Raw genomic sequence first — 17042 nt, 5'->3', positions numbered from 1 at the left:
AAGAACTTGGGAGTCGGCCTCAGCGCCTTCCTCCGCTTGCCCCGACGTTTCCGTCGTTGCGAGCCGCCCATTATAGCCGGCTTTTCCGCTTCGTCAACACCCTTTTTCGAGGGCCGTCTCACCGAAGTGGACGTTGTTGCCGATGCTGCTTCGTCGTGCGACCCGGAGGTCTTTTCGTCGAAGCGAGCCGCCTATTATGTCAGGCTTTTCGTTTCCGTCAACACCTTGTTTCGAAGGATGTTGTCGCCGCTTTGGCTTGGTGTTCACCGGGGTGAAGACCGCGTCGCAGCGAGGGAGCGAATACTAAAGACTTCTCGAAATTCGTCAAGCGCTTTTTTCAATTCGTACCGACCAACGCCCGGTACCTGCCGTGTGTGGGCACAGCGCCAACGGCGATGCGCAGCACGCGCGTTGCGCGTGCTGCGCAGGGCTGCCAACAATGCAGCTTCTTGTCGTCAGGGAAGCATGCGTCATGTCTGCGGTTGCCAAGCGTTCGTTGTTGCGCGATCTCTCATTGCCCGCCGTGGTCGCAGGCTTCATTACGGTGCTGGTGGGCTTTGCCAGTTCCGCGGTGATCGTGTTCCAGGCCGCACAGGCGGTCGGTGCAACGCAGGCGCAGATCGCATCGTGGATGTGGGCGTTGGGCCTGGGCATGGGCGTGACCTGCATCGGGCTTTCGCTGCGCTACCGCGTTCCCGTGGTCACTGCATGGTCGACCCCCGGTGCCGCGATGCTGGTGGTAGGCACCGGCGCGGTGGCCTACAGCGATGCCATCGGGGCATTCGTACTGGCGGCGGTGCTGGGGATGCTGGCCGGCTTCTCCGGTGTGTTCGCCAAGGTCATGCGCCGCGTGCCGATGGCGTTGGCCGCCGGCATGCTGGCCGGCGTACTGCTTCGCTTCGGGCTGGAGGTGTTCGTCTCCATGGGCACGCAGCTGGGCATGGCGCTGGCGATGTTCGCGACCTGGCTGGTCGGGCGCCGGCTTTTCCCCCGCTACGCGGTGATTGCCACCCTGCTGGTGGGCGTGGGCGTTGCCGCCGCACAGGGCCTGCTGCATGCCGGACAGCTGCGGTTGGAACTGGCCACCCCGGTGTTCACCTGGCCCACCCTGTCGTGGCCGGCGGTGTTCGGCATCGCCCTGCCCCTGTTCGTGGTCACCATGGCCTCGCAGAACATTCCCGGGGTCGCCGTGATCCGTGCGTCCGGCTACGACACCCCGATCTCCCCCGTCATCGGCTGGATCGGCGTGGCCAACACGGTGTTGGCCCCGTTCGGCGCCTACGGCCTCAACCTCGCGGCGATCACGGCGGCCATCTGCATGGGACGCGAAGCGCACGAGGATCCGGCCCGACGTTACACCGCCGCCGTGGCCGCCGGTGCCTTCTACATCGTGGTGGGCCTGTTCGGCGCGACGGTGGCCGCGGTATTCGCCGCCTTCCCCAAGGAACTGGTGGCCTGCGTCGCCGGCATCGCCTTGTTCGGCACTATCGCCAACAGCCTGGCCATGGCCCTGCGCGAGGAAAGCGACCGCGAGGCCGCACTGGTCACCTTCCTGGTGACCGCCTCGGGCCTGTCGCTGGGCGGGATCGGCTCTGCCTTCTGGGGCCTGGTGGCCGGCGGCATCTGCCTGGTCGCCTTGCGGCAGCGCGGTCCCGCCCTGCCCTGAGCGCAGGCCGCGCTTACTGGGGCAGGACGCGGAGGGTCTGCACCAGGCTGTGGCGCGCGCCCGGGGCCAGGGTGACCACGTCCGGGCCGGCGTTGGCCGCCTCCAGGCACACATAGTGCTTCCAGCCGGCGCCGACGTCGGCCATCTTCGCCGCACCTGCCTGGCCGGGGTTCCAGGCCACCAGCGAGCGACTGCCCTGGGTACTGATCTCGATGCTGCGCTTCAGCCCCGGGTCCTTCAGCACGTAGCGTCCACCGGCCTGGGTATAGATGCGGTCGCTGCGGCCGGGGTCACGCGGGTCGTTGAGCGACCAGTCGCCCTGTTGGGTGCGCGGGGTGGCGTAGTTCTCGAACTTGTCCAGGTAGGTCAGGCCATCCAGCCCGGACACGCTGACCTGCATGGCGTCGCTGACCTTGAAGTAGTTGTGCAGGGCCTGGGTGAAGGTGACCGGCTGGCGGCCGGTGTTCTCGGTGACCAGGCGCTGTTCGAGGGTGCGGCCGATCCGCAGCTGCATGCTCAGGCGCAGGTCGAGGGTGTCCAGCGCCGGCGGGGCGAGGGTCAGCACCACGGTGCCATCGGTTTCGCGCTGCGCGCTCTGCAGGGTCCATGGCACGTTGCGCACGAAGCCATGCGAGGGCACGTCACTGCCCTGCCCCTGTTTGCCGAAGTACGGCCAGCACACCGGGCTGCCGCCGCGGATGGGGGTGGGCAGCGCCTGCGCGGTGGGCGACAGCCACAGCACGTCCTGGCCGCCCTTGGGAATGAAGGACAGCAGCTGCCCGCCAAACACGGAGATCGCGGCAGTGGCCAGCGGGGTTTCCACCTTCCAGGCCGGGAAGCCCTGAATGTCGACGATGCTCAGGCCCTCCAGCTTCGGCAGCGCGGCGCCGGGGGCAGCCGGCGACTGCACGAGGCGGGCGTGGTTGGGCGGCAGGGAGAACGCGGTGGTGTCGGGCATGGCGGTAGTGGGCTTGGGTAGAGGGGGTGCGCTGCGCAGCGCGGTGAGGATGCGTTGGCCGGCGCGGCCGTCCGGATTGGGCCAGCCCAGCGCCTGCTGTTCGGTCTGGATGGCACGCCGCGTGGCAGTGCCGACCATGCCATCGGCGGCACCGATATCGTGGCCGCGTGCCAGCAGCAGGGTCTGCAGCTCGCGGCGTTCAGTACGGCCAATGCCGGGATCGTCGGTGGGCCAGGCCGCCACGATGCCGGGCCCGCCGCGCAGGCGGTCGGCCAGGGTGGCGATGGCCAGGGCGTAGCTCTCCGCGGCGTTGTAGGCGTAGATCGCATCGTAGTTGCGGAACACCAGCCAGGCCGGGCCCTTGGCGCCGGTGGGCAGCAGCAGGGCGGCATTGGCATCCTCGGGCAGTCCCGCAGGCGCGAGCGCGCCCCCACCGATGGGGGCAATGCCCAATGCCCGCCAGGCCGCGAGCGGCTTGCGCTGGGTGCGCCCGGCCAGGCTGGGATTGAAGCCCGCAGGGATCTTTACTTCGATGCCCCACGGCTGGCCGGTGCGCCAGCCGGCCTGCTTGAGATAGTTGGCGGTGGAAGCCAGCGCGTCGGGAATGCTCGCCACCAGGTCGCGGCGGCCATCACCATCGCCGTCCACCGCAATGCGCGCATAGGTGGAAGGCATGAACTGGGTGTGGCCGAAGGCACCGGCCCAGGAGCCGGTCAGGCCATCGGCACTCAGATCACCGGCGTCCAGCAGCTTGAGCAGGGCCAGCAGCTCGCCGCGGAAGAACGGCTGGCGGCGGCCGTTGCAGGACAGCGTGGCCAGTGACTGCAGCAGCGGGCGCTTGCCGAATACGCGGCCGTAATCGCTCTCCACGCCCCAGACCGCGACGATGGTGGCCGGATCCACGCCGTACTGCGCCGATGCGCGGGCGAGCAGGTCGCGGTGCTGGTCCAGGCGGGCGCGGCCATCGTCGACGCGCTGGGTATCGACCAGGGCGGCCAGGTAATCCCACAAGGGCGTGGTGAACTCCGGCTGCGCATCCAGCAGCGGCAACACGCTCAGGTCCGGGGTGAGGCCGGCGGTGAGCCGGGTGAACCCGGCCGCGCTGACGCCCTGCTTGAGCGCCTGCGGCTGCACCGTGGCCAGGCAGCGGTCGAAATCGTCCTGCGGCGCGGCAGCGACCTGGGTGCCGGCCAGGCACAGCGCGCCCAGCAGGCCGACGGCGGTAAACCTCATTGGCGTGAATCCCTGCAGCCAAGTGTTACCGCATCATAGCGGCAACCCATGCGGTTCAGGCCCGTTCCAGCAACCGCAGGCCGAAGGCGGGGGCATCGGCATTCCACTGCATGCGCACGCGCAGGCCGGCCTCGGCGATCAGCGCGCCGAAGGCGGCGTCGGTGTACTTGTGGCTGTATTCCACCGTCATCGCTTCGCCGTCGGCGAAATCGAACGCGCGGCCGGCCACGTGCACCCGCTGTGCGCAACGGCTGACCAGCTCGGTTTCAATGCGCAGGCGCGGCACGCTGTAACGCGCGCGGTGCTCGAAGCCGTCCAGGTCGAAGTCACTGCCGATCTCGCGGTTGAGCCGGCGCAACAGGTTGAGGGTGAACGCCGCCGTGACCCCGGCCGCATCGTTGTAGGCCGCTTCGATCAGTGCCGGGTCCTGGTGCAGGTCGATGCCGATCAGCGCCAGCCCGGTGGGGCCCATGGTCTGGCGCATGGCATCGAGCAGCGCCACGGCATCGTCGTGGGCGAAGTTGCCAAGCGTGGAACCCGGGAAGAACAGCAGCCGGCGTGCCGGTTCGCGCTGCGGTTCGGGCAGCGTTACGGGGCGGGTGAAGTCAGCGCAGACCGGCAGCATCTCGATCTCCGGCAGCGCTTCGGCCAGGCGTGCCACGCTGTCGAGCAGCGCCGCGCGCGAGATCTCGATGGGGGTGTAGGCCACCGGATCGGCCAGGGCATGCAGCAGCAGCTCGGTCTTGCGCCCGCTGCCACTGCCCAGTTCCACCACGTGCAGGTGCGGCCCCACCGCGCGGGCGATCTCCGCGCTGACCTGCTGCAGCAGCTGCAGCTCGGTGCGCGTGGGGTAGTACTCCGGCTGGCGGGTGATCTGTTCGAACAACTGCGATCCGCGTGCATCGTAGAAATACTTGGAAGGCAACTGGCGCGGGCGCTGCGACAGGCCGTGCAGGATGTCGGCGGTGATCCGCGCGCGGTCCGGCTGCAGGTCGGTCAACGCATCCAGGGCATCACTGACAGTGCTCATGCGGCATCCTTGGCCAGGCGCAGGCCGGCGAACTGCCAGCGCGCCGACGGTGCGAAGAAATTGCGGTAGCTGGGACGGATGTGGTCGGCCGGGGTGGCGCAGCTGCCGCCGCGCAGTACCCACTGCCCGCACATGAACTTGCCGTTGTATTCGCCGAGGTTGCCTTCGAAGGTACGGAAACCGGGATAGGCCCCGTAGGCACTGCTGGTCCACTCCCAGACATCGCCGAACAGCTGCAGGTGGCAATCGGGCGCGCTGCCCTGGTCTGGCGCGGCCGGATGCAGGCGCCCGCTGTCGGCGAAGTTGCCCTGCTGCGCCTGCCCGGCGGCGGCGGCTTCCCATTCGAACTCCGTGGGCAGGCGCGCACCGGCCCAACGGGCGTAGGCGTCGGCTTCGAAGTAGCTGAGGTGGCAGACCGGTGCATCGGGGTCGAGCGCGCGCCAGCCCGCCAGGGTGAACTCGCGCGCCAGTGCGTCATCCCAGTACAGCGGGTGCTGCCAGTGTTCCTGCTGGCACAGGCTCCAGCCCTCGCTCATCCAATGGGCGGGCTCGCGGTAGCCGCCGGCTTCGACGAAGCGGCGGAACTCGCTGTTGCTGACCGGGCGGTTGGCCAGCGCATGGGCGGGCACCAGCACACGGTGCACCGGCGATTCGTTGTCATAGGCGAAGGTGGCATGCGCCGGCCACGCGGGCGCGCCGATCTCCACGATCTGTTCCGGGCTGTGGATCCACGCCAGCGGCGAGGCGGTGCCGGTGCTGCGCGGCAGGTCGTCGCGGTAGGCCGGCTGCAGCGGGTTGCTCCACAGCGCGTGCTTGATGTCGGTGAGCAGCAGCTCCTGGTGTTGCTGCTCGTGGTGCAGGCCCAGCACCAGCTGCCGGGTGGCCTGCTCGTCCAGTGCATCCGCCTGCAGCGCCGCCAGCACGCGCTGGTCTATCAGGCTGCGGAAGCGCAGCACTTCGTCCAGCGATGGGCGCGACAGCAGGCCGCGCTGCGGCCGCGCATGGGCTGGGCCGATGCTCTGGTAGTAGCTGTTGAACAGGTAATGCCAATCGGCGTCGAACGCGACGTAGTCCGGCTGGGTCGCCAGCACGAAGCGCTCGAAGAACCACGTGGTATGGGCCAGGTGCCATTTGCTCGGGCTGGCATCGGGCATGCTCTGCACCATCGCATCTTCGGCGCTGAGCGGTGCGGCCAGGGCCACGCTGCGGGCGCGTACCCGGGCGAACTGGGCTGCCAGTGCGCTGGCAGCGGTGACGGCGGTAGGAGGCGGGGCAACGACGGCGTTCATCGCACGAAGGATCGGCGAGCATGGGTGAGCGCGATGTCATGGCGCGGCGTAAGCGGTGTTACGCCGTTCAAGTTGAATACGCGATCAGGGCAGCGCGTCGAGATAGAACCAGCGCCATCGAGGCGCACGAAGCGGCTGTGCTCCTGCATCTTCACCGCGCTGCCGCCGCCGATCCGGTAGCGCGCGGTGAAGCGCACCTGGGCGTGGTCGGCATCCTGCAGGGTGTGCTCGTGCACGGTCAGGCCCAGCCAGTGCGTGCGCTGCCCGGCCGGCTCGTCCAGCGACAGGGTCTCCGGGCGGGTATCGGGGTGCCAGCTGGCCAGCAGGTATGCCGGCAGCTGCTTCACATAGGCGCTGTAGCGCGAGCGCATCAACGCCTCGGCATCGGGCGCGGCGTCACCGGCGTGGAAGCGGCCGCAGCAGGCGGCGTAGGCGACGGGGCGGCCGCAGGGACAGGAATCGGCAGGGGTCATGGGCGTATTGTGCCGCGGGGAGGCGTATGCTGGCGCGCTTTCCGCCGTGATGCGCTGCCGTGTTCGAGCTGGTTCCCCCTGAACTGTTGTGGTTGGTGGCGATCGCCTTCATCGCCGGCCTGGTCGATGCCGCCGTCGGTGGTGGTGGGTTGGTGCAGTTGCCCGGGCTGTTCACGGTGCTGCCGCAGCACACCCCGGCGATGCTGTTTGGTACCAACAAGTTCAGTTCGATGTTCGGCACCGCCGCAGCGGCGTTCCGCTACGCGCGCAATGTGCGCTTCCCCTGGCGACCGGTACTGTTCGCGGCCGCCACGGCCTTCGTGTTCTCGTTCGCCGGGGCCACGGCGGTGAGCCTGCTGCCCAAGGACGCGGTGCGCCCGCTTGTGCTGGTGCTGCTGGTGGCGATGCTGGGCTACACGCTGTGGAAGAAGGACTTCGGCGCGCTGCACCGACCGCGCGAGATCGGCCGCAAGGAACTTGCCACGGCGCTGGCGATCGGCGCGGTGATCGGCTTCTACGACGGCTTCTTCGGGCCGGGCACCGGCAGCTTCCTGATCTTCCTGTTCGTGCGCTTCTTCGGGCTGGATTTCCTGCGCGCCTCGGCCGCCTCGAAGGTGGTCAACCTGGCCACCAACGTGGCCGCGATCTCGTTCTTCGTGCCGACCGGCAACATCCTGTGGCTGTTCGCCATCCCGATGGCCACCGCCAACATCGTCGGTTCGGTGGTCGGGACCCGGCTTGCGCTGCGCGGCGGCACGCCGTTCATCCGCAAGCTGTTCGTGGGCCTGGTGGTGGTGCTGATCGCCCGGATGGGCTGGGACACGTTCGCCGGCTAGGCAGGTCAGTCCTCGACCTGCCCGTCCGCGCTGCGGGTGCGCTCAGGAAGCTTGAGCCGCTTGCCTTCTTCGTCGTACTCGATCAACAGCACGCCGGAGTCGTGGCGGCCGCTGATCTCGACGAAACAGGCGCCGCCGATGAAAGGCTCCAGCGTCATCACCGATTTCAGCGGGGTGGCCACCACCATCTGGAAGCCGAAGTTCTCGAAGATGTTCATCGCCAGGGCGGTGAACTCGTTGTCGGCCTTGTCGAACGCTTCGTCCAGCACCACGGCGGCGTAGCTGGGCAGCTGGCTGTCGGCGCCGCCGAGCTGGTAGCGCAGCGCCGCCGCCAGGCAGGTGGTGGCCAGCTTCTGGCGCTGGCCACCGGACTTGCCGGCGCCGCTGCGGTAGATCTCGACCTGCTGGCGGGTGGCAGCGTCCAGTTCCACGCCGATGAACTCCACATGCAGGCGTACGTCGAGCACGTTCTCGCGCCAGCGCTTGTCTTCGCCTTCCTGCGAGCCCAGCCGCTTGACCAGCTCGCGCAGCACGGCGAACTGGGTCTCGGCGACGTCGCGCTCTTCGGTCTGGTGATGCGACAGCACTTCGCGCAGGTGCTGGTGGAACTCGAGCACTTCCGGCAGGCGCCGGTCGCTGAGCTCGATGGTCAGCAGGGTGCCGCGGTTGAACGGCACCTGCTCCAGCGATGCATTGACCTCGTCCAGCCGCTGGCCGATCGACTTGCGCGCTTCGGCGCTGTGCCGCTGCAGGGCCAGCAGGTTGTTCTTGCTCTGGTTCTGCAGCAGGTCGAAGAAGCGCTCCTCGTGCTGCGGCAGGCCATCGCGTTCCAGCCGCGCCAGGCGCGCCAGGTAATCCTCCGCGGAAGCCACCGACGCGGTGAAATCACCGGACTCCTCCGGCCACGCCTGCGCGAAGCGCCGGAAGCAGCCCACCAGCTGGGTCTCGACCCGGTGCACGTCCTGCTGGGACGAGGCCAGGCTTTCGTTGATGCCCTTGCTGATCTCGCGCATGTGCGCTTCCAGCGTTTCCAGGCTGAGCCCGCCAAGGAGATCCAGACGCTTCTTGAGCCCGGCTTCCTGGGTGGCGCCCAGCGCCGGCAGCACCAGGGCGCGGCTGCGCTGGCGCTGGGCATCGAGCTTGTCGCGCTCGCGCGAGAGCTGGATGAGCTCTACCCGGGTGTCTTCGTAGGTGCGCCGTGCCTGCACGATGTCCGCCCGGGCCTGGTCGATCTGCTGGGCCAGGCGGGCCAGGTCGGAATTGCCTTCGCGCAGCTCACGCAGTGCCGTTCCGATGTCCTGCAGGCGTTGCAGCGCGGTGGCGACGTCGACCTCCTCCCACGCCACGTTCACCAGCTGGTGGCAGGCCATCCGACGCTCGTTGTCGAGGTCACGCTGGCCGCGCAGGCGCACGACATCCTCGTCGCAGGCCGCAATGCGTTGCGCCAGTTCCTGCGCTTCGCGGCGGAACAGCGCCAGCTTTTCCTGGTTGTTGAAGCCCAGCAGCCAGCGACGGCGATCGCCGATCGCGCTGCGGTCATCCTTCTCGAACCGGTCGCCGGGATGCTTGACCTGGCCTTCGCGCGAAATGCCGCGTTCGACATCGCGCAGCTGCCTGGCATCGACGCACTCATAGTCGAAGCGCTTGCCCAGCTCGCGGCGCAGCCATGGCTCGAACACGCTGTCGCGCAGCTCCAGCTTGTGCAGCAGCGAGCGCGCGGACGGCGAGCGTGCGATCGCCTCGTCGTTGCGGCGGACCCGGTAGTAGGTCAGGCGCATGCCCAGCTGGGTGCGATTCACCCAGGCGTTGATCTCGTTGTAGTGCTTGTCCTCGACCAGCAGCGACTGTGCAAAGCCGAACAGCACGCGCTCGATCGCCCCCTGCCAGGCACTCTGGTCCTCGTGGACCTGGATCAGCTCGCCAACGAACGGCAGTGCGGCCTCGGGCACCCCGGTTTCTTCGGACATCCGGCTGCGCAGCTTCTGCAGCGGCGCGGGAATGCTGGAGGGATTGCGCTCCATGGCCTCCAGTTCCGCGCGGACATCGGCGAAACGGCGGGTATCGTCCTGCTTGCCAGCCTGGCGCTCGGAGATGGCGTCATCCAGGGCTGCGGCGGCCTGCTGGCGATTGTCGAGTTCGCCCTGCGCGCGCGCAACCAGCGCAGCGAAGGCATGGGCGTCATCGGGAAGTTCGTTCTGCAGCCTGGCGGCGGCCTGGCGGGCCTGCTCGCGCTTGGACTGGCGGCGGTCCAGTTCGGCCTGGGTCCGGCCCTGTTCGCGTTCGAGTTCCTCGATGCGCTCGCCGCCCTGCTGGCGACGCTGCAGCTCCAGCTCGGCCAGGTGCTCCTCATGGTTGGCCAGGGCCTGCCGGCGCTGGGTTTCTTCACCCTGCAGCCCGCGGTTGCGCACATCGATTTCCTGCAGCCGCTTCTCCAGCAGCAGCTGCAGGCGCGACTCGCGGAAACTGTCGAGGCCCAGCTTCAGCGTCTCCTCGTCGGCACGCTGCAGGTTCATCGCCTTCAGTTCGGCATGCAGCGCGCGCGCCGGCAGCAGGGTTTCCACCTGCAGGCGGGCGGTGACCACCGACTTGTGCGCGCCATCCAGTTCGGAGAAGTCGCTGACCAGCCGTTCGGCGGCATCGAAGGTGCGCGGCGTATCCAGCATGAAGTCGCGCAGGAAGACGTTCAGGTCGCCCAGGTTCTTGGCCGACTGCGTCTTGTGCAGCAGGCGCAGCGCCATTTCATTGTCGATGCCCAGCAGGTGCCGGAAGCGCTCGGCGTAGCCGGTGAAGCTGTCGAAGTGGTGTACATCGCCCAGCCGCTGCTTGAGCTTGCGCAGGTCCAGGTCGAAGCCGCCGAGGTCCTTGGCGATATCGAACGGGCGCTCGGCGATCAGGTAATGCTTGCGGACGTCGGCGGCAGCCGCGCCGTTGCCGGCGATCCAGAACAGCCGCACCAGGCTCACCACGCGACCATCGCCGGCGCGGTACTCCAGCACCAGCGCGGTCCAGGTGGCGCCCTTGCGCAGGTATTGGGTGGCAATTTCGCCGGTGCCCCGGTCCTGCTGGTCCGCCCACGCGCCACGCACGTAGGAGACCAGGTTGCGGTCGCGGCCGCTGCGTTCGGCTTCGCGGGCGGCGGCGTTGAAGTCCACGATCGACGGCGGCACCAGCATTGCCGACATGGCATCGAGCAGGGTCGACTTGCCCGAACCGGAACGGCCGACGAACAGGAAGCCGCGCTCGGCGATCGGAACTTCGGTCAGGCCGTTGAAGGTGCCCCAGTTGTGCACCTGCAGCCGGCGCATGCGGAACTGCTGCTGGCGCGGGTCCGGCAGCCCTTCGGTGAACAGGGCAGGAGTGTTCTTGGAGATGGCCATGCGTTATCGGTCGTTCCGTTCAGGCTTTGGCGGCAGGGGTTTCGCGCAACTGGCGGTACACCGACGAAAGTGCGGACACGTCTTCGGCGGAGAACAGCAGCTTCAGTGCGGGCGATACTTCGTGCCGGTCTTCCTGGCCCGCCAGGCGGGTCAGGATGTGGTTCTCTTTCATCTTCTGCACCGCCGCGGCGACGCGACGGTTGAACCCGGCGCGGTCGGTGGAGAGGTTCTTCTCGTAGATCGCCAGCGCTTCGGCCATCTCGGTGTCGGCCACGACCGCGCGATTGCCACGCGCGTCGGCCTCGGCCAGCTGCTGGCGCAGGTACAGCAGCAGCACCGAGTCGATGAAGGTCAACGGCGAGCTGCGCAGCAGTACCGGCGCTTCGACATCTTCGGTGTCGGCCTGGCGGGTGAAGGCCACGCCACTGTCGCGGTCCAGCACCAGTTCCAGGAACAGGTCGGCCAGCGAGGAGCGGATGGCCGCTTCACTGCGGATCAGCGCCGGCCACAGCTTGGGGTGGCGCAGCTGGTCGATGCTGGGGCCGATCAGCAGCTGGCACAGCGCGCGGCGCCCATCCAGCGGCAGCCGGCCGGTGTCGCCCAGGTAGTAGACGTCGTTGTTCCGCCGCGGCAGCGGTGTGACCACCACCGGCTCTGCGTCGAGGTCGGGTGCGTCACCGTCGATCAGGGTGGCGTCGTTGGAATCTTCATGCCAGCTCATGGCGTTTCTCCTGGGTGAACCAAACCAACGGGATACGGGCCCGCCGCCACTGTCCATCGCCGCCACGCCAATGCGCGGTTTCCTGTTCGCCTTCCACCACCGTGCCGTGGCGCGTGCCCAGCGACAGGTAGCCGATCACGCTGCCCAACCCCTGCGGCGCGTCGCGCTGCGACAGGGCCTGGGCAATGCTCAGCTTCGGTTGGATGGCCAGCAGGTCGTGCAGGTCGCGGCGCAGGGTGCGGAAGTCGATTTCCGACGAAGCCACCAGGTCGCCGACGCTTTCCAGCGAAATGCTGGCGGCATCGTTGCGCTGCACGCTGCCATCGACGTGGGCGCTGCGCGGGTCATGCAGTTTCCACTGCGACCACGAGCGCAGGCGGCTGGTGGTCAGCTGCAGGTCGCGGCCGATCGGCCGCTGGGCGGTGAATTCATCGCGCAGCGCCAGTGCTTCGGACTGCGCCTGCTTGAGCAGCTGGTTGAGCCGGCGCTGCTCAAGATACCCACGGCTCTGCACGAAGCCGCGCAGGCTGCGTGCGAAGTGCTGCAGGACATCGTGGACCTGGCCGCCGCGGTCGAGCATGGTGCCGGTGAAGCCGCGCAGGAAGGCGCGCTCGTCGCGGTCCAGCTTGCGGGCGAAGCCGCGCGCGAGCACGGTCTCCAGCGCCGCATCCAGCTGGGCGCTCTGTTCAGCATCGTTGAGCAGCCGCCAGAACGCCTGGAAGCTGCGCCCGGCGTCGCTGTCGCCGATCACATCCACGCCCTCGAACAGCCGCGACAGCACGTCGCCGCGTTCGCTCTCGTCGTCGATGATGCGTTCGCGGAACTCGCGGTTGAGCCGTTCGAAGTCGTCGCGGACACGGCGGAAGTCTTCAGTGAGATCGTCGGCCAGGCCGATGATCTGGCGCGCCCGCTCCAGCGCGCGCTTGCCATCCAGGGTCGCCACGCGGCCAACGCCGACCCGCGCGATCTCCGCGTCGATGCGGTCGCGCTCGTCGCGCAGCGCCGACAGGCGCGCGTCCGGATCGGATTCGGTCTGCGCGGCCAGCTGCGAGAGCTGCTCGATGACCAGCGCCAACCGGCTTTCGGTGGCCGCCACGCGCGTCTGCTCCAGGCTGTCGGCGAAACGGATCGCCTGCAGCGCCTGGGTGGACAGTTCGTACTGCTCCTGGTCGGCGCCCTCGGGCAGGCGCCGCTCCAGCCAGCCCTGGGCCAGCCAGTGGGCGATGTAGGCCTGGGCGGTGCGCGGCAGCTCGCGCGACAGTTCTTCGCCATTGAGCTGGTCCAGCGCGCGCTGCAGGCGCTCGTGCAGCGCTGCCGCCGGCAGGGTGCGCTCGCCGTCCATCAGCAGGCTCTGCAGCAGGCCGATGATCTCCGGGGCGTTGGCAGCGGCCAGCAGCTTCCACTGGGGCTGTTCGCGCAGGGTGCGGTAACGGGTGATGCGTTCGCGGTGCTTCATGCAGCCAGGACATCCGGATAGACGCCGCGCGGCCAGGCGCCGCGCAGCGGGAGGGGCATCGGCCCGGCACGCTCATGCCGGGCGCGCGGCGTACTCAGCGCTTGCCGCCCACTTCGATGAAGCGCAGGAACTCGGCCCGGGTGCGGGCGTCTTCGCGGAAGCTGCCCAGCATCTTGGAGGTGACCATGCTCACGCCGCGCTTGTGGATGCCGCGGGTGGTCATGCACTCGTGCGCACCTTCCACCACCACGCCCACGCCGATCGGCTGCAGCACGTCCTGGATGCACTGGGCGATCTGCGCGGTCATCTTTTCCTGGACCTGGAAGCGGCGGGCATAGGCCTCCACCACGCGGGCCAGCTTGCTGATGCCCACCACCTTGCCGGCCGGCAGGTAACCGACGTGCACGCGGCCGATGATCGGCGCCATGTGGTGTTCGCAGTGGCTTTCGTACTCGATGTCGCGCAGCACGATCAGTTCGTCGTAGCCGGCAACCTCTTCGAAGGTCCGTTCCATGTAGGCACGCGGGTCGTCGCGGTAGCCGCTGAACCAGTCGCCATAGGCTTCGGCGACGCGCCGCGGGGTGTCCAGCAGTCCTTCACGGGAGGGATCTTCACCCGCCCAGCGCAGCAGGGTGCGCACGGCCGATTCGGCCTCGTCCTGGGTCACCGGGGTCACGTCGTTGTCTTGTTTGCTCATTACATACAGCACCCGAAGGGGGGCGAGCATCGTACCCGACAGAGCCCCCGGGCGTCCCCCGGCCGTTGGGCTGCGGTTGGGCTGGGGGTATTGATAGGAATGAAATTAGTAGTATCCTATCTATCTGCCATGAAACGCTCCCTCGACGAACGCACCCAGCTGCAGATGCAGCTCAGCTCCGGCCTGCTCCACTCAGGGCGGCAATGGCAGCGCCTGGCCGACCAGGCGTTGGGCAGCTATGGCATTTCCGCCGCCTGCACCATGCCGCTGCTGATGATCGGCCGCGCCGGCGGTGGTATCCGCCAGGTCACCCTGGCTCAACAGCTGGGCATGGAAGGCCCCTCGCTGGTGCGCCTGCTGGACAAGCTGTCGGCCAGCGAGCTGGTGCGCCGCGAAAGCGATGCCAGCGACCGCCGGGCCAACCTGCTGTGGCTGACCGACAAGGGCGAGGCGCTGGTAAGTGCGCTGGAGAGCCAGCTGATCGGCCTGCGCCAGGACGTGTTCGGCGAGCTGACCACCGAGGAACTGCGCACCGTGCTGAAGCTCTGGAAGCTGCTGGCCGAGGCGTCCGACCGCGTGACGTAAGCCGCTGCCCTGCCCCACCTCCCGGTGTTGTCCTGCGACGCCGTGGTGTTCCCCTTTCCGCTTTCCTGCGAACTTCCTGCCCCGATGTACGGTGAATTCAGTCTCTATGGTGTGTTCGTCCCGACCCTGCTCGGGCTGATGCTGCTGGCCTACCTGCTCAAGAGCGGGCTGCGCCTGGTCCTGCAGCGCACCGGCGCCTACCGCCACATCTGGCACCCCGCCCTGTTCAACCTGGCCGTGTACGTGATCGTGCTCGGCGGGTTGTTTTCCCTGATGCGTTGGATGCAATCGTGAACAAGATCCTCAAGCACACCTTCCCGGTCGTCCTGACCGTGGTTGCCGTCATTGCCGCCCTGCTGGTGCTGCGCCACCTGTGGTCGTACTACATGGACGAACCGTGGACCCGCGATGCGCACGTCAGCGCGGACGTGGTCCAGGTCGCGCCGGACGTGTCCGGGCTGGTGGAAGCGGTGAAGGTGGCCGACAACCAGCCGGTGAAGCGCGGTGAGGTCCTGTTCGTGGTGGACCGGGCGCGTTACCAGATCGCGCTGGAACAGGCCCAGGCCACGCTGGGCGAACGCCGCGCCACGCTGGAGCAGCTGCGGCGCGAGATCGCCCGCGACCGCAGCCTGCAGGACCTGGTGGCCGCCGAGGACGCCGAAGTCCGCCGCGCCAAGCTGCAGGCCGCGCAGGCGTCCACCGCCACCGCGCAGGCCGCGGTGGACCTGGCCAAGCTCAACCTGGCCCGCACTGAAGTACGCAGCCCCAGCGACGGCCACGTCAACGACCGCACCGTGCGCGCCGGCGACTACGTTACCGCGGGCCGCCCGGTGATGGCGGTACTGGATACCGGCTCGTTCCGGGTGGATGGCTACTTCGAGGAAACCCGCCTGCGCGGCGTGCATGCCGGGCAGAAGGTCGACATCCGCCTGATGGGCGAGGCGCAGCCGCTGCAGGGCCACGTGCAGAGCATCGCCGCCGGCATCGAGGATCGTTACCGCAGCGAAGGCTCCAGCCTGCTGCCGAACGTGACCCCGGCGTTCGACTGGGTGCGGCTGGCCCAGCGCATCCCGGTGCGCATCCACATCGACACCATTCCCACCGGCGTGAACCTGATCGCCGGGCGCACCGCCACGGTCACCATCGAGCCGGACGCCGCCACTCCCACCCCCACGCCGGCGCAACCGGCACGGGCGGCACTGTGAACCGCCCGACCCTGCACCGCATCGCCTTCGCCCTGGCGCTGACCAGCAGCCTGGCCGCATGCCGCACGGTCGGCCCGGATTACGCGGTACCGGCCGGTTCGGCTTTCCAGCGCCCTGAGGCCAACGCGGCGTTCATCGACACCGCCAACCCGCAGGTGGCACCAGGCGCCGAGCTGCCGGCACGCTGGTGGGAGCTGTACCAGGACGCCACGCTAAATGGACTGGTGGAACAGGCGCTGCGCGACAACGTGGAACTGAAGGTGGCCGATGCCAACCTGCGCCGCGCCGCCGCCGTGTACGAGCAGGCGCTGGATGCCGGTGGTTTCGAATACGAAGCCGAGGCCGGGGTCAGCCGCGCGCAGCTGTCGGCCGAATCGTTCCTGCTCGAGCACGAGCTGCCGCCGATCAACCTGGCCGACGGCAAGTTCGCGGTGTCCTACCAGTTCGACCTGTTCGGCAAGCTCAAGCGCGCCTCCGAAGCCGCGCGGGCCGATGAGCAGTCGGTGGCCGCGGCGATGGACCTGGCACGGGTTTCTCTGGTGGCCCAGGTCGCCGGCAGCTACGTGGAGATCTGCCACGCCAACCACGAACTGCACGTGGCCGAACACTCCCTGCAGCTGCAGCAGCGCAGCCGCGAGGTGACCCAGCGGCTGATCAGCGCCGGGCGCGGCACGCCGCCGGAGCTGGCCCGCGCCAATGCGCAGGTGGCGATGCTGGAAGCCGCACTGCCGCCGCTGCAGGCGCAGCGCCAGGCCTCCGAATACCAGCTGGCCGCCCTGCTCGGCCGCACCCCGGGCCAGCTGCCCGAGGGCGTGGACGCGTGCGACCACGCCCCGACCCTGGCCCAGCCGCTGCCGGTGGGCGATGGCCGCGCGCTGCTGCAGCGCCGCCCCGACATCCGCCAGGCCGAACGGAAGCTGGCTGCGGCCACCGCGCGGATCGGCGTGGCCACCGCCGAGCTGTACCCGGACATCCGCCTGGGCGCGTCGCTGGGCGCGGCCGGCCTGCTCGCCGATTTCGGCGAGCCGCTGACCCAGCAGTGGTCGTTCGGCCCGCTGATCTCGTGGACGCTGCCGTCCTCGGGCACCCACGCGCGCATCCACGCCACCGAAGCCGGGGCCGATGCGGCGCTGGCCGAGTTCGACCACAGCGTGCTGCAGGCGCTGCGCGAAACCCAGACCGCGCTCAGCCGCTACGCACACGACCTGCAGCGCCTGCAGTCGCTGCAGCAGGCGCAGGCCCAGGCGGCGCTGGCCGCCGAGCAGAACCGCCGGCTGTACCAGGGCGGGCGCACCCCGTACCTGTCCAGCCTGGACGCCGACCGCACCCTGGTGTCGGCCGATGCCACGCTCGCGCAGCAGCAGGCGCAGGTCTCGCGCGACCAGATCCAGCTGTTCCTGGTCCTAGGCGGCGGCTGGAACGCCGACGCCGCACCGACAACGTCAACGCCGACAGGCGCGCAGACGGTAGTGCCGACTGTTAGTCGGCATGCTGTTAGTCGGCAAGCTGCCAGTCG

12 protein-coding genes and 2 pseudogenes are annotated in these 17042 nt (G+C 68.8%); 6 read left to right on the top strand and 8 right to left on the bottom strand.

The genetic code is table 11. From position 1 onward, the window contains the following. Window positions 1-472: 472 nt before the first annotated feature. Window positions 473-1666 carry a benzoate/H(+) symporter BenE family transporter gene (locus V9K91_RS16230; protein ID WP_249833369.1) on the top strand — a complete coding sequence of 398 codons (1194 nt, stop codon included), beginning with the start codon at window positions 473-475 and terminating at the stop codon, window positions 1664-1666. A gap of 13 nt (window positions 1667-1679) precedes the next feature. On the opposite strand, the gene V9K91_RS16225 is transcribed toward V9K91_RS16230, so the two are convergent. The 4 genes and pseudogenes from V9K91_RS16225 to V9K91_RS16210 all read right to left on the bottom strand — a co-directional run bounded on the left by V9K91_RS16225 (window position 1680) and on the right by V9K91_RS16210 (window position 6649). Next, window positions 1680-3857, bottom strand: a complete 2178-nt coding sequence (locus V9K91_RS16225) for a lytic murein transglycosylase (protein ID WP_336443585.1) — start codon at window positions 3855-3857, stop codon at window positions 1680-1682. A 55-nt stretch (window positions 3858-3912) separates the two neighbouring features. After that, the gene (gene egtD, locus V9K91_RS16220) at window positions 3913-4887 is read right to left on the bottom strand and encodes an L-histidine N(alpha)-methyltransferase (protein WP_249833371.1); all 975 of its coding nucleotides are present in this window, start codon (window positions 4885-4887) and stop codon (window positions 3913-3915) included. Continuing rightward, on the bottom strand, window positions 4884-6176 hold the full coding sequence (gene egtB, locus V9K91_RS16215; RefSeq protein WP_336443586.1) for an ergothioneine biosynthesis protein EgtB: 1293 nt from the start codon (window positions 6174-6176) through the stop codon (window positions 4884-4886). The genes egtD and egtB overlap by 4 nt, the downstream gene beginning before the upstream one ends. 84 nt (window positions 6177-6260) lie before the next feature. Further along, a pseudogene (locus V9K91_RS16210) lies at window positions 6261-6649 on the bottom strand (YchJ family metal-binding protein). A 59-nt stretch (window positions 6650-6708) separates the two neighbouring features. Between V9K91_RS16210 and V9K91_RS16205 the strand changes: the two are divergent. Next, complete coding sequence (locus tag V9K91_RS16205) at window positions 6709-7485, top strand: TSUP family transporter (RefSeq protein ID WP_068847948.1); 777 nt, start codon at window positions 6709-6711, stop codon at window positions 7483-7485. Window positions 7486-7490: 5 nt separating this feature from the next. Here V9K91_RS16205 and V9K91_RS16200 read toward each other — a convergent pair whose 3' ends face one another. The 4 genes from V9K91_RS16200 to folE all read right to left on the bottom strand — a co-directional run bounded on the left by V9K91_RS16200 (window position 7491) and on the right by folE (window position 13736). Then, the gene (locus V9K91_RS16200; RefSeq protein ID WP_336443587.1) at window positions 7491-10862 is read right to left on the bottom strand and encodes an SbcC/MukB-like Walker B domain-containing protein; all 3372 of its coding nucleotides are present in this window, start codon (window positions 10860-10862) and stop codon (window positions 7491-7493) included. Window positions 10863-10881: 19 nt separating this feature from the next. Beyond that, window positions 10882-11583 (bottom strand): DUF4194 domain-containing protein, encoded by a 702-nt coding sequence (locus tag V9K91_RS16195; protein WP_068847952.1) that lies wholly within the window; start codon window positions 11581-11583, stop codon window positions 10882-10884. Continuing rightward, window positions 11570-13039 carry a DUF3375 domain-containing protein gene (locus V9K91_RS16190; protein ID WP_068847954.1) on the bottom strand — a complete coding sequence of 490 codons (1470 nt, stop codon included), beginning with the start codon at window positions 13037-13039 and terminating at the stop codon, window positions 11570-11572. The genes V9K91_RS16195 and V9K91_RS16190 overlap by 14 nt, the downstream gene beginning before the upstream one ends. A 94-nt stretch (window positions 13040-13133) precedes the next feature. Further along, window positions 13134-13736, bottom strand: coding sequence for a GTP cyclohydrolase I FolE (gene folE, locus V9K91_RS16185; RefSeq protein WP_210132850.1), 603 nt, complete (start codon window positions 13734-13736; stop codon window positions 13134-13136). A gap of 129 nt (window positions 13737-13865) precedes the next feature. On the opposite strand from folE, the gene V9K91_RS16180 reads away from it, so the two are divergent. The 4 genes and pseudogenes from V9K91_RS16180 to V9K91_RS16165 form a co-directional block, all read left to right on the top strand. Next, window positions 13866-14321 carry a MarR family transcriptional regulator gene (locus V9K91_RS16180; protein WP_068847958.1) on the top strand — a complete coding sequence of 152 codons (456 nt, stop codon included), beginning with the start codon at window positions 13866-13868 and terminating at the stop codon, window positions 14319-14321. A gap of 84 nt (window positions 14322-14405) precedes the next feature. Then, window positions 14406-14615: a DUF1656 domain-containing protein gene (locus tag V9K91_RS16175; protein ID WP_017354740.1), complete on the top strand. Its 210-nt coding sequence runs from the start codon at window positions 14406-14408 to the stop codon at window positions 14613-14615. Then, complete coding sequence (locus tag V9K91_RS16170; protein ID WP_179197390.1) at window positions 14612-15526, top strand: HlyD family secretion protein; 915 nt, start codon at window positions 14612-14614, stop codon at window positions 15524-15526. Before V9K91_RS16175 ends, V9K91_RS16170 begins: the two co-directional genes overlap by 4 nt. Next, a pseudogene (locus V9K91_RS16165) lies at window positions 15523-16956 on the top strand (efflux transporter outer membrane subunit); the annotation flags it as partial. The gene V9K91_RS16170 and the pseudogene V9K91_RS16165, both read left to right, overlap by 4 nt. Between the last annotated feature and the right edge of the window lie 86 nt (window positions 16957-17042).

The sequence above is a fragment of the Stenotrophomonas sp. CCNWLW57 genome (genome assembly GCF_037203925.1).
In the GTDB taxonomy this organism is placed as follows: Bacteria; Pseudomonadota; Gammaproteobacteria; order Xanthomonadales; family Xanthomonadaceae; genus Stenotrophomonas; species Stenotrophomonas rhizophila_A.
The sequence above is the reverse complement of the archived record's forward strand: the minus strand, read 5'-3'. Positions and strand labels throughout refer to the sequence as shown.